Source organism: Leptobacterium flavescens, assembly GCF_010671605.1.
Lineage (GTDB): Bacteria > Bacteroidota > Bacteroidia > Flavobacteriales > Flavobacteriaceae > Leptobacterium > Leptobacterium flavescens.
Window position 1 is genome coordinate 441,733 of sequence record NZ_JAABOO010000002.1, and the last position, 13,885, is coordinate 455,617.

General features: G+C 42.7%; 8 protein-coding genes. All 8 read right to left on the reverse strand.

All coding sequences use genetic code 11. The features are described 5' to 3' along the window. Window positions 1–228 precede the first annotated feature (228 nt). Window positions 229–4,866, reverse strand: a complete 4,638-nt coding sequence (locus tag GWK08_RS09650; RefSeq protein ID WP_204336039.1) for a T9SS type A sorting domain-containing protein — start codon at window positions 4,864–4,866, stop codon at window positions 229–231. A gap of 476 nt (window positions 4,867–5,342) precedes the next feature. After that, window positions 5,343–7,850: a zinc-dependent metalloprotease gene (locus GWK08_RS09655; RefSeq protein ID WP_163606794.1), complete on the reverse strand. Its 2,508-nt coding sequence runs from the start codon at window positions 7,848–7,850 to the stop codon at window positions 5,343–5,345. A gap of 34 nt (window positions 7,851–7,884) precedes the next feature. After that, window positions 7,885–8,409, reverse strand: coding sequence for a DUF6155 family protein (locus GWK08_RS09660; RefSeq protein WP_163606795.1), 525 nt, complete (start codon window positions 8,407–8,409; stop codon window positions 7,885–7,887). Window positions 8,410–8,418: 9 nt separating this feature from the next. Beyond that, on the reverse strand, window positions 8,419–9,531 hold the full coding sequence (locus GWK08_RS09665) for an Ig-like domain-containing protein (protein ID WP_163606796.1): 1,113 nt from the start codon (window positions 9,529–9,531) through the stop codon (window positions 8,419–8,421). Next, window positions 9,522–10,634: a hypothetical protein gene (locus GWK08_RS09670; protein WP_163606797.1), complete on the reverse strand. Its 1,113-nt coding sequence runs from the start codon at window positions 10,632–10,634 to the stop codon at window positions 9,522–9,524. The genes GWK08_RS09665 and GWK08_RS09670 overlap by 10 nt, the downstream gene beginning before the upstream one ends. A gap of 99 nt (window positions 10,635–10,733) precedes the next feature. After that, window positions 10,734–11,765 (reverse strand): ligand-gated ion channel, encoded by a 1,032-nt coding sequence (locus tag GWK08_RS09675; RefSeq protein ID WP_163606798.1) that lies wholly within the window; start codon window positions 11,763–11,765, stop codon window positions 10,734–10,736. Then, the gene (locus GWK08_RS09680) at window positions 11,752–13,035 is read right to left on the reverse strand and encodes a glutamate decarboxylase (RefSeq protein ID WP_163606800.1); all 1,284 of its coding nucleotides are present in this window, start codon (window positions 13,033–13,035) and stop codon (window positions 11,752–11,754) included. The genes GWK08_RS09675 and GWK08_RS09680 overlap by 14 nt, the downstream gene beginning before the upstream one ends. Further along, entirely contained in the window at window positions 13,036–13,878 is an 843-nt protein-coding gene (locus tag GWK08_RS09685; RefSeq protein ID WP_163606801.1) for a hypothetical protein, read from the reverse strand. It lies immediately after the preceding gene. Window positions 13,879–13,885 lie beyond the last annotated feature (7 nt).

Below are 13,885 nucleotides of genomic sequence, written 5' to 3' on the forward strand. Positions count from 1 at the left end.
GACGAACCACCTCGTCTTCCGTTACAGGTTCCTGAAACGGAACCCACTCCTCCTTTTCCTTCGACTGCGCTCAGGATGACAGGAGGAGAATTTTAATATTACTACGCTCAAAAATCCCTTCCCTTTTGAAGGGAAGGTGGCTTTAACGCAGTTAAAGACGGAAGGGTTTAGACCAAAAAAAATACCCCGACATAAGCCGGGGCATCTTTACAGTTTTAAAAGACTGTTTTATAATTTAAGGATTCGCTTGTCGATCACATTAGATCGGTCGTCTGTGATTCTCAGGATATAAATATCGCGTCTCAGAGAAGACAAGTTTAACGGGATTCTGTTCTTTCCTCTTACTATCTGGGCCTGAACTTCCTTCACCAGGTATCCATATCTGCTATATACGGAAATATTTACGTTGGCATCCGCTCTGGCGCTAAGGAATACATTTGTATAGTTTCGAACCGGATTCGGGAATACTTTCGCAAAGTTCACTACCGGAGGTTCAATACCATTATCCTCACAGGAACCAAGTACCGCACCGTGCTGTAAGAAGATCCATGCTGCGTATTTAGACACACAAAGGGTTCTTCCGTTAAAGCAAAGCGTTACTTTAGGGTTGTACGGATTGTTTCCGCAGCTGATATCAACTGCTTCTACCGTTACTTCTTTGGTAAACGAGCATCCGTTAGCGTCTGTTACCGTAACCGTATATATTGCAGTTTCTGTCGGGCATACTTCAATACTCTGAGTGGTCTCACCCGTACTCCATTCAAATGAATAATCGGGAGTACCACCTGTAATATCAGATACTTCGAGGGTTGTACATCCGGGACCATAACCGATAAATACCGTTTGATCCTCTGTCAGGTTAAATGCAAGTGTCTCAGGCTCGGTAATGGTAACTTCTGCTTCCACAGTCGCATCCAAAGCATCTGTAACCGTAACCGTATAAGTTCCGGGTGCAAGATCTGCAATAGAAGCAGTGGTTTCTCCATTACTCCACAGGTACTCATAAGGAGCAATCCCCCCGCTTACCGTAACCGAAGCCGTTCCGTCATTAGCGCCATTACAGCTGACATTCAGGCTTTCGATATTTACCAGTTCCAGTTCTCTTAACTGTAATCTTATAGAGACCGGAATATGATCTGAAGTGGTAAAGGCATAGTCATTATCAAAGAACTCAAAATGCGCAGTGGCAGAACCAATGATAAGATTATCGTCCAGTTCATTAGAGATCGTAATATGATCGATCATATTATCGCTGAAAACAAAGGACCTGAAGCCCTGCTCGCTTAAAACTGCTGTAGCTATCGTATAGTTTACGGGATCGTCGATATATACCTGATATGAAGATTCGGTTGTATTTACATCAGCAACAGTAACATCCACATCATCGTTATAATCTCCCGCAATAATAAAGTTACGGTCGGAGAAGTTCACATCCAGGCTGTCTTTCAACAGCTCCACATCAAACCTTCTCATATCATATCTCGACTGAGGTCCGTTACTGCTGTTTGCTCTTGCGTGCAACGCAATCACATCTATCTGCTCGGTTTCACCGTTGATGGTCACATCCGCAGTCATTAAGAATGGAAGTCGGCCGCTGGCATAGAACCTGTTTGTCGCATCAGGATATCCTGCCAGGGCAGAATCGTCCCCTCCGTTATATAAAGGGTGGATAGAAGTAAACATAGCTCTCGTAGATACCGGAGATACGGTAGCTGTCCTATAAATAAAACCTACACGTTGTGCTCCGGAAGCTCCGGGACCTCCTGAAACTGCATCCGAAAGGATATAATCAAATTCTTCCAGTCCGTTTACCAGTTCGGTAAACAATGCTACGTCTGTAATTTCCTGAACGGCAATAATATCTGCATCCAGCCCTCTGAGCACTGTACTAACACTGTCTCTCTGGATAGCATCTGAATTCGGGTTCCCCGCTGCCGGAGAGTTTCCTTCGTCTCCGAACCATTCTATATTCCAGGTTACCACATCCAGGGTTTGTTCTTTAGGAATATTGGCCGTATCACCTCCGGGAACGAATTCCTCGGCACAAGGAAGATCGGTATCTGTTCTGGGTAATAACTGGAAAATTTCGTTGAATCTTCCAATCACCCCGATGATCTCGCTACAATTTTCAGGTTGTGCAAGGCCAACTAAACTTGCAACATCATTATCTATTCTAAGTTCTCCGGTTCCGCTTGCATCTGTTAATTGATAATTCGAATTTCCGAATAAAAGATTACCCGGATTCGGGAAGGTAGTGTTTACTACTCTAACCAGCTCTCCCGGATGTTGCCCGAGCTCACTGAGTGTTATGGTAACAGGTTCTATTGGATTGTTAGGTAGTCCGTTATTTACCACGGTAGAAACATCTCCTATCTGTATCTGATTGTTGAAACTTTCGCGTATTCCGGTAACAGTAATCGAATCTCCTACCTGGAAAACCCCGTCTCCGTGAACCAGGCCGTCAAAAACGGCAATTCCTCCGGTTGCATCCTGAATATAGGCCGGTCCTGAGAAATTATCCGAAACGGTAAGTACACCACTAACGGTAACTACATTTCCGTCGGGCGTGTTTCTGGCTTCTGCAATCGTAATAGGTTCTCCCGGTTCTACTATCACACCTTCATTGGAAACACCAGGGGTAGGATTCTGTTGTATGTAAGAGGCCGTATTCCTTGCTCCACCCGATCCGTTAGGGATACGTTGAAGGGAATGCGCATCCTTATCGCCAAGTTCATCTTCATTAAGCTGAGCCTGACCTGCATTGAGCAATACTAAAAGTCCGGCATCATCGCTGTCATTGGTGTCGTATACTATAGCATCTATCAGATTATCTGTAGTTACCGCTGTTCCGTTAGGGAAACTGGTCGCATCACCTGTATAAAGGGCAACGGCATCGGCTCCGTTCTGGAAACTGTTATTTGGAACCACCAGGTTTACATTGGCAACTCCCACATTTCCGATAACAAAATATCCTTCTGCATTGGTAGAGAACCCATCCAGATCGAAAGCGTTATAACTGGTATCTCCGTTTCCGTTATAAGCCACCAGAACAAATCCGTCCAATGGTGTATTTCCGGTTCCGCCATCATAGATCTCAACAAATTCCAAAGCATCACTTCCGGCCGTATCTGCATCCAGCTCATTGATGATAAGATCTATAGGTTCTGTAGCACTTGTGTTGGCACTACCCGGTGTTGGTACCGCCTGAACATAAGTGTCGGTATTTCTAAGGTCTCCTGATCCGTTGGCAAAACGCTGAGATGAATGCTCTGCATTATTTCCCTGTCCGCCTTCGTTTACCTGAGGTTGCCCTGCATTGAGTAAAACCAGAAGAGCTGCATCATCACTATCGTTGGTATCATATACAATAGCATCTATAAGGTTATCTGTAGTGATCGGAGTATCATTCGGGAAGTCGGTGGCATCTCCTGTGTAAAGTGCTACTGCATCGGCTCCGTTCTGAAGGCCGTTGCTCCCGAAAACCAATGATACATTCGGTACATCGGTATTTCCCAATACAAAATATCCCTGTGCATTTGTAGAAAATCCGTCCAGGTCAAAAGCATTGTAACTGGCATCATCACTACCATTATAAAGAACCACAACAAGTCCATCTAAAGAAGTGTTACCCACACCTCCGTCATACAGTTCAATAAACTCCATAGTATCTGTCCCGGGGGTATCTGCATCAACCTCGTTGATAAGTACAGTGGCCGGAACCACTACATTTGCTATTTCATTTTCTGCATTCGGAGTATTAAGAGCTTCTCCGTTATCTGCAACGGCTGCAGGAAAGCTTGGTAATCCCTGACCGTCAAAATCGTTTCTTACCCAATCGGAAGCTGCATCCGTATCCGATCCGTTAGGGATCCTGGAAGCACCACCTACTGTCTGGGTTCCTCCGTCAAAAGACTGTGTAAGAGTTACCGTGGCATAGTTGATATCAGATGCACCTCCATCATTAACCCCTATATCATCGATAAGTGTGTCCCAGGGAGTTGTATCGAATGTTCCGTCATCGTCTGCATCCAGGTCAGTTCCGGCAGTTCCGGTAAAATTCTCTACCAGTAAAAGGGAAACCGTTCCGTTCTCAAAGGTGTTTGCTCCAAAGGGAATGGTAAAGTATCCTTCGGAATTCGTCGTTCCCAGTTGAATAACTTCATCTATAGTACCGGAGGCGTTGCTGTCTCCTTCTATCTCTAAAATCCAGAAATTGCTTAAATCGGTATCCGGTAGAGCGATGATCTCTACAAATTCATCGGAATCTGATCCGGTATGGTTAAAAACAAATTCGTTGATCAATGGTGTGGAAGAAGGTGCTGAGAAGGTCTGCCCAGCATTTACGGTTCCGTAAGTACTGGCAACTTCTGCCTGCCAGCTAAAGTCTGTAAACTCACTTCCTGTCCCGGTAAGCTGGATAGAATTTCCTACCGGCGTACCACTGGTTTCGGAAACACCTATATCCGTACTGCTCATTCCTGAAGCCGGTCCGTTTGCTGCGGTAATGCTTCCTTCATAACTTAAAAACTGAATTACAATTCCGTTGTTATCAACCAGAGCAAGTCCATCAGGCGCCCCGTTCTGTAATCCGTTAGAGGGAAGTACCTCTACCAAAGTACCAAAACCGTTCTGCTGGTTTGTCAGTACCCCCGAAAGATTAATAGTATTGTAAACACTGCTGTTAGAGCCGTTGTAAAGCGCAAGGCTCCATCCTGTCAGATCTGTTCCGGCAGGTCCCGCTATTTCAATAGCTTCATCCACATCGGTCCCGGCATTGTCATAATGGATCTCATTTATGAAAACCGATTGGGAAAAGGAAAATGATGCCATGAAAAGCACCAGTAAAAAAAGTAACTTTCTTTTCATATAGTTAATGGATTTAATAAATAGTTATTTGTTAGTTTTTGATTATTAGTCACTTATAAAAGGGGCATTACAATCTATAAATCTAGAGGTTTTGTTGAGGGAGGAACTTATCAAAATATTATCTGTAAACATATGAATGTTAATATTATGTAAAATTAACCTTTTAAGGAAAACGAGGCTTAATTTTTTATTAACAACAAAAAACAGATAATAACAAAAATAAGGATTAAAGGGGAAGGATGAGAAAAGGGCAAAAAAAAACCGGACTAATTAAAGTCCAGTTCTTTTAACTTATTTGTCATTAAAATTTGATTCAGATCTTGAAGAAACTTGATGTATTCTTCACCATAGATATCATATAACATAATAATAAGAATTTGGGGTTAGACTTTATTATTAACTTAAAATATAACTGTAAAAAAACAGATTTCGTATGAAATAAAAAAATAATTCGTCTTAAAACTTCTTAAATGTTTTTATTTCCCAGCCTCAAAAATCGCATCAATACGGGCTATACAATCCTCATAATGATACCTTGTAACCGTATGCGTAGTGCGGTTTTTTGCAGCGTTTAAACGAGATCTCAATTGCTTGAGTTCTCCCCTTACCAGGGCTCTGACGTCTGATTGATTCACATTATAGCTCAAAGTTCCTTCAAATCCCGGACGACCTCCTCTTCTTACCGGAGGGTTCTGCTCCATCATAGATTTCATTCTGTCGATATAGGCTCTTTGCAGATTTCTTCTGAACAGATCTACTTTAGAAGACGATCTCAATTCAGACCACAGGCCGTTACGCAAATCACGTAACATACTTAGGGCACTGTAGTAATCAGAATTCAAGGTTTCTGCGTCTATCAGCCTTCCCAGACGGTCAAAGCTCAGGATATTGTTTAATTGTCTTGTTTGTAATGATCTGAATCTTTCGAAATAACCTGCGTGATCTATATTCTGAAGGATCTCTTTATCTACCAGCCAGCTCGGGGTTTTAAAGGCATTATTCTGAACCCAATTCATAGATTCTCTCTGAACCGATGCAGGAACGATCTCATAAACGAAACCACCCTGTTCCGGCTTTTTGATATTTTCATATACACCACCGATATTGGTCACCACATGGCCTACATATCTGCTCCATACTCCCAGTAACTCTCCGTATAATTCTTCAAGATCCTGATAATTATTCGTCGTCTCAGAGGTCCAGCTACTAAGGTTCTGCGCCACGTACTTAAGGTTTTTTATTCCGTAGGTACTGGCAATTATCGGGTCGCTTCCTATACATTCTGTCTGTGAGGAAGGATCAAACCTACTCCCCTGTCTTCCGAACTTAAATTTAGGATCGCCGTTCTTCTCCATGATCCATTTATCAAGCGTAGCAACTTCGCTTTCCGGAGTGTTGGCATTCGGGATCACCCTGTATCCCCAGTTAGTGGCATAATGATCGTAAGGCCCCATCTGACGGATAAAGCGGATATTCTGATCACCCGGTTGTGCCACATAGTTATAACGGGCATAATCCATGATACTGGCAGCAATCCCGTTTTCCTGTGTAAAGTCACCGGAACGAAGATCCTCAGCTCCATAGGCAAAACTAGCTGCCATATTGTGTGGGAAACCAAGGGCGTGTCCTACCTCATGGGCAATTACCATACGCATCATCTCTCCTATCTCTTCATCGGGAGTATTAAGGGTCCTTGCCGAAGGGTTTGCAGCTCCTGTTTCCAGTAAATATCTGTTTCTGTAAGATCTCAGGTGATTGTGGTACCAGATAATATCACTCTCTATTATTTCTCCGGATCTCGGATCTGATACACTGGGCCCTGTTGCATTTCTGGTAGTACTGGCAACATAACGAACCACAGAATAACGTATATCTTCCGGGCTGAATTCAGGATCTTCTTCAGGAGAAGGCGGGTCTTTAGCAATGATGGCGTTTTTAAAACCTGCGGTTTCAAAAGGCTTCTGCCAGTCCTCTATCCCCTGCTTGATATATTTTCTCAGTTTTTCCGGTGTTCCCGGATCCAGGTAATATACAATGGGTTTTACCGGTTCTACCAATTCCCCTCTGGCATAAGCCTCCGGATCCTTCGGCTCCAAACGCCAGCGACGAATATAAGTTTTGTTATCTGCCTTTAAGGCTTCAGATCCGTAATCTATCTGATTTACCGTAAACCATCCAACTCTGGGATCAAAAATACGGGGCTTCATAGGTTCTTCAGGTAACAGGATCATCGACTGGTTCATCTGTAAACTGATAGACCCTGTAGCAGCATTTGAAGGCGGTGCTTCTGCATTATAGGTAAAATCCTGTTTTACCTCTATATTCTGTGGAAAACTCTTTACCGAATTGATAAAACTCCTCGAACCGTCCAGATTCCTTACTCTGTACTGCCTTCTGAATCTTGCAGGTAAGCCGCTGATAGCCTTGATATCTGAAGAATAGAATTTGCTGACATCAATAACTGCAGCCGTAGAATCGGCGTTAAAAGCCTCGATCTTAAAAGAATAAAGAATGGGCTTGTAGTTATTTACCTTAACGGAATTCGATATGGCCTGAGAATCATCTGCTACGGCGTTATACGATTTAACCTTTAAAAGGATCTTGTTCTGAAAGCGCTCCCATACAACGATCTGTTCGTTGGTTTTGGAGCCTGCATTCACATATCCTCCACCCAGTCCTGCAGGGATCTGAGCAATTCTACTTACCAGCAGCATATCCTTATCCAGTAAAGAATGTGGTACCTCAAAGTAGTATTTATCGTTTATTTTATGCGATTTAAAAAGTCCGTCATCAGTAACGGCATCTTTGGTAACTACCTGCGAATAAGGTTTAATCCCGTTCTTTTTAGGTTTTGGTTTCGGAGGCGTAACTACCTTCTCGTTCTTGGCCTTCTTCTTGTTCCTTCTCTGTTTCTGTACTTTTTGCGAATACATGCCGGGAGCGATAAACAACACCGCCAGCATTAATAAAATGAGCCTTTTCATTTCGGTTTTGATTAAAATGGTTATTTAAGTTCTGTTAATTTAGTTCTTCTATCATATCTACCAGATGTTCAAATTCCTGATCGTTCATCCAGTTTTGTTTTTGCGTTTCTTCATATATTTTAATGATCCTCGGTCTGTACGCCTCTAATATACCGTTGTGTATAATAAATTCTACAGCCTGTCTAAAGGACTTGTACATACTGGTGTAAAAGGCCTCCTGTTTTACCGGCTTCTCTGCCGAATAGCTTTGCGCTATTTCTATATTAAACAGCATTACGTCTGCAATAAGAGGTGCGTCTACCCCAATGGACATAAAGTGTTTTATATATTTCTGAGCCACCGACCTTCGCATTTTAGGTCGTTTTCGTTTTCCCTGCGGATAGTATTCATTGGAGATCTTTAATTTACATTCTCCGATAAGCTTTTCCTCTTTGGGATTAAAAACAAAATTGTAATAGGTCTTCACTTCCTTAAAGCGATCGTAAAGATCTATCAGTTGCTCTTCCAGTTGCTCTTTATCTAATTCCTTTAAATATTTTACCAGTGCTCTTTTGCTCATATCGGGATCTTATTCAATCACAAAAGAACGCATATAAAAATCTTTTTCCCGGATCTGATCCTTTTTTTTCAGGTCAACATCAAATAATTTATTGAGGCTGTTCCCGGCCAGGTCTTCTATTTTAGCATTTATCCTGAGTTCGTACTTTCCTGCTTTCCAATTCTCTGCAGGTGTAAAAAGCAATACTCTTTCATCATCTTCAAAGCTTATAACTCCGTCAATTTCCCGGTCATTGCTGAAGATCCTTATCATTTCCTCACTCACTATCGCATCCATTACTTCATTAAACCGGACCCTGAGCGGTTCCTTACGATCTGCCTGCGGGGATGTGATCTCCCAGCTATCGGAATCAGGACTCCGGCTGTCCCGCTCTCCTACCTTTAATATTTTCGTATAGTTCTTTCCCAGGGCAATTCCCCTGTAATCCTTCCATGTGCCGGATATGGTTATTTCATAGGTGTTATCCCGTACAATAGGCAGTCCTCTTTCCCGGTTAGGGATCAGGTCTGTCTTGATACGCCCCGGGTCGAGCCAGAGTGTGAGTTGGGTGTGTTCTTTATTCCACAGTTCGGGTTGAAGTTCCAGAAAGACATCGGCAATGCTGTCTGTTGTCAGGTTTCTCACCTTAATAAAATCGAGGGATCTAACTTCCTGCATGGGTTCCGAAAACCTGAAGTACATTTTAAGGAGGTTTTCCGGGACCGTGTCTGACGAAGGGAAGATCTGTGTTACCTGAGGAGGTTCTGAATTCTCCGGAAGAGGAATTACAATGGTTTCAATATGTTTTTCTTCGTAATAAATGTCGTATTCAAGCTCTGGGGTCAGGGGTACTAAGGGATGAAAGATAACGGTAGTGCCCTCGTCTACAAAATCGCCCAGAATAGCGGTCTTAGAGGAGGAAGAATGAAGGCTAACCTTAAGTTTATTGAGTTTGGAGGTTCCCAGCCCGGCTTTTGGAATTTCCAGGGCAACTGCCTGCATATTATCCCACAGGATAACTGTCTGTTCTTCTTTTGATCTTGGTTGGTGGGAACAGGAAATAGAATTTAATAAGAGTAATAAAAAAACCAGGCCTGTTTTAAGAAACGGCCTGGTCTGTATGCTTCTGTATTTTATAACCATCTATTATTGGCTGTATTCAGTATCATTTCTCCGCTTGAGGTACGTTGTATATATACAAACTGAGTATCATCAAGCTTGTCCAGTTGAAGGACGTTTACCATCGGTAGTGAAACATAAGGCACTCCCTCTGTCTTTCCAAGCTCGCGAACGGGCTCCGTAAGGGTTCCTTCAAATTTCTCAACATCGGTATATCTTACTTTCATAACCGCTCTGTTGGTATTAGACATTACAAAGAAAGACTTCCCGTCTTTTTCCATGCTGATAATATCCAACGGAGAGTTTCCTGCTCCGAGTTCGGCTACTGTTCTTCCTTTTACGTGCTTTCCGTTCTTAAGCTGATCCATAGGAAAAAGTACTAATGGTGTACAGGTATAACTGGCTACCAGTTGTTCCTTCCCTTTAATATTGGCAACCGTAAAGGTTTTTATCGGTGCAAAAGTTTCAAATTGTGCGTGAGCGGCATGGTAGATCTCCAGGGATGCATGATCCTGGTTTTTGTTGAATGGGAAAGGAATACTTCTGAAAGTAGAGCTGAATTCCTTGTTAGACAATCCGCTAACCATTAATTTACCGTTGTGGAAGCCCATATCGGCAATTGCCCACACTCTTTGAGAACGTCCTCTTCTGTCTTTTTTATTCGCATCTACCGCATTCTCGATCTCTGCTTTGGAATAGCTTACATCCTTAAGGGAAACAGCTTCTAACTGATCTCCTTTTAGTCTGAACAATAATGGAGTTCCGTCGGCATTGTGTACGGATAGATAAATATTTTTAGATAATGGATTAACGGCCATATCCGTAATCCTGATATTAGAAGCTTCCGTACCCAGCTTTTCTGCAAGCTTTGCATCGAAGTTTCTCATTCTTACTGCAGAAGCAGAAGCGTTGTTCTGTGCATCTTTAGTATCGACCGCAAATACGGTTGCGCTTTTGGAATCTCCTATAAACAGGATCCCCTCAGGACCAAAAGTCAAAGCGTTGATAGATTGTACACCCGGATCCCCGCTAATAAAGTTATCGGTATAGGAGGTGGTGTTTTTTGTTGCTGAAATAGCCAGAAGTGCTATTAAAGCCAAGGCTGGAATTACGTATAGTTTTTTCATCGCTAGTGTTTTTTAAACTCACTAAAATTAGAAACTTTATAGGTATAAGGTGAGGATCAATAAGTTAATTAACTAAATTTTAATAATTTGTTAGGGAATCTAGTCTTCCAGAAAAAGTACACTTATTAAAATGGCTAAAAAAACGGTGTAAAGCAGCGGAAAAAGCCATCTGAAAATCCGGATAAGCCTTAAAGACATCTTTTTGCTTTTCTTCAGGACCACAGCATTGTTAAAAATAATGGCCCCCGCAGTAAGGAAGATGGATGTATAACCGGAAATGATAATGATCTCTATAAAAGTGTTATAGGGCAACCTTGGCAATAAGGTAGATGTAAAGAAATTAAAGGCTACCACAGTCAGCATAAGGGTAAAAGAGATATTCAGCTGATTGGAAAAGTCGTTTACCCAGAATACCAGCCAGGAGGCGATGATGATCAGGAATATCGGCAGCAGGACCTGCCAGAAATAATAATTGAATTTCCGCTCGGTAATGATCTCAAAAGTACACCTGGAAAAAACCTTGGGAGTACCGCTTATACCGTTAAAGTGTTCGTAGGTTATCTTACTGATGGTATCGCGGGTGCCCATGATGGTCCATTCCTTCAGGTAGGTGGCATCGAGTTTCTCGGGTGTTAGTTCAGCCGAGGTAAATACAAGCTGTTCAATATCTTTGGAAAAGGCTTCTATTTGAAGGTTGAATACCTGTCTGTCTACCGGGTAGAGATGGAAATCCATATCTGCAGTGAATTTGGCATGAAAGCGTTCATTGTACATTACTTTCCCTCCCCTGAAAAACTTAAGCTGTTTGTTAAGGATCTCCCTTTTTCCGAGTACATTGATAAACTCGAAGGTCGGGATCGGATAATTGTCGGGGAATTCACTGTTCTCGTAGGTAACCTCAGCTGAATCGGTATCCGGAAACGGATTATCCGGATCCTCCCACAAAAGAACCAGATAACCGTCTATCAGATAAGTCTCGTTCATGGAATTGATATCATATATTTTATTGAGGTGGAAAGAAACGGAGATCTCAAGCGGAGATGTTTCATGAGCGTACCTGCCAAAACACATAAGCGGGAACAAAAGAAGTACATTCCCGATAAAGAACACTATGTCTCTAGGCGTTTTCATTATGTTTGGTGTTAGTCAAAAGCTTATAGCAACGCAGCAGGTCTCCGGCGAATTTTTCTATCAGAGCTTCGCTCAGATTTTCCTTTACCACTACCCTGCAAATGCGGGTTCCCCCTTCCGGCAACTCATAAACAGGAAGCATCCAGTTTAATCCTCTCATTTTATCTGCCAGAGCATTCAGAGATCCATTTCCTTCTTCCCTTGTTCTGAAGGCAACCACGGGTAAAACACCCGAATCTACCAGCTGAAAACATTCAGAATCCCGTATCAGGGCTCTGAGATAAGCAGCTTTATCCATATATTTTCTAAGAACCTTCCTATACCCCTTTTTTCCGAGGGAAAGGAAGTTAAAGTACTGCATCAGGATCATGGAGGAACCTCTGGAAAAATTCAAATTATAAGATTCTACGGTACCTCCCAGGTAAGACGACCTGAAGATCAGTTCTTCGGGCAAATAATCTTTTCCCCGGAAGAGAAGCCAGCCTACTCCCGGATATACCAGCCCGAACTTATGACCGGAAAGGTTAATGCTTCTCAGGAGGGGTAACCGAAAGTCCCATTTTTCGCATTGGAATTCTTCAAGAAAAGGCAGGATAAAACCACCTATGGCGGCATCGAGATGGATCCCGATATCCCATCCATTCTCCTGATTCACCTGTTGAAGCAGATCGTTAAGCCGACAAACCTTATCCACATTTCCCGTATAAGTATCTCCCAATACGGCTCCGACACAAATCGTGTTTTCATCCAGTAGTTCCCGGATAGCATCGGGATCATAACTGCCGTCCCTGTAAAAGGAAATTTTACGGGCTTCCACATCAAAGTATTTTGCAAACTTATCCCAGCATATATGCGCATTCTCTCCATATACCAGGTTGGGAGAACTGTCGGGTTTCCCCTCTTCCCTTCTTCTTTTTTTCCATAACCATTTATGGGCCAGCAATCCCAGGATAACTGCTTCCGAAGAACCGATGGTAGCCGTACCGATACCATGGTCGTCTGCATTCAGCAGATCTGAGAGCATACAGATAATACGATCGTGAATTTCTTTGGTCTGAGGGTATTCCGAAAAGTCAATAAAATTCTTCCCCCATTGTCCGGCGATCAGCTTTTCGGCATAAGGATGTGCCGTGGTTGTGCTGAAGCTTCCCAGATCGAGGTGAATATTCCCGTCAAGAGCAAGTTCTCTGGTAATTTCGCCGTAGGCGTCCAGAGGATCCATCCCTCCTTCGGGAAAATTGTATAACGATATTTTATCGGTACTTTTCATTTAAATAGCCGCAATTAGAGATTGTACTTTTTCCATAATGCTCTGAAGGATCCTGTAAACGATTTCCGAGGAGAATCCGCCCAGAATAGCAAAAAGGAGCCGGTTCACTTCTATAGAATCATCCAGTACGACCTGGTTTACAGAAACCCCTTCAGAAAGAATGATCCCGCTCAGCATCCCCATCAGTAACATTATCCAGTAATAAGTGGAATCTTCAGGAGAGAGGGTAGCATCTTTCACTTCCCGGATCAGTTTGGAGAGCAGAAAAAAGGAGGCCCCGGTTACAGAGGCGGAACTCAGGAACAAAAGATTTAGCATAAGTATCTTTCCGTCATTCTCCAGTATTCCTTTAGATAATTCAACGGCATTCACTTCAGAACTTAGTCCGGTGACCATCAGGCTTAAAACCGCCAGGATTGCCACGATCATAAAGTTCCTGACCAACGGAATAGGACTGAAAATATAAAACTTCTTTTTGCTCTCATAGTAACGGGAGATATACATTATAGTCTGTGGTGTTGCTGGTAACAGGGCATCACATACCATGTTATAAGCCTTTACCAGATCTGAGGTATACTCACTATGGATCAGCTGCCCTACCTCATCCGATATCTTTTTACCGGTATACATGGCGTAATGGGTAATTGTATGAAGCTCTTCCTTTATTTTAAGGGTCATATCATCCTCAGCTACGGTTTCATTGCTTTCAACCGGGTGGAAAGTGAGCATTTCATTTTCTTCCGGCGTTTCTACAGATGGTGCCTGAATATCTTCTCCAGCCGTATTCTCCTCTACCGGAATATCGTATGCTGACCGTTCTTTTATTTTATCGTAAATATTCATATCGGTA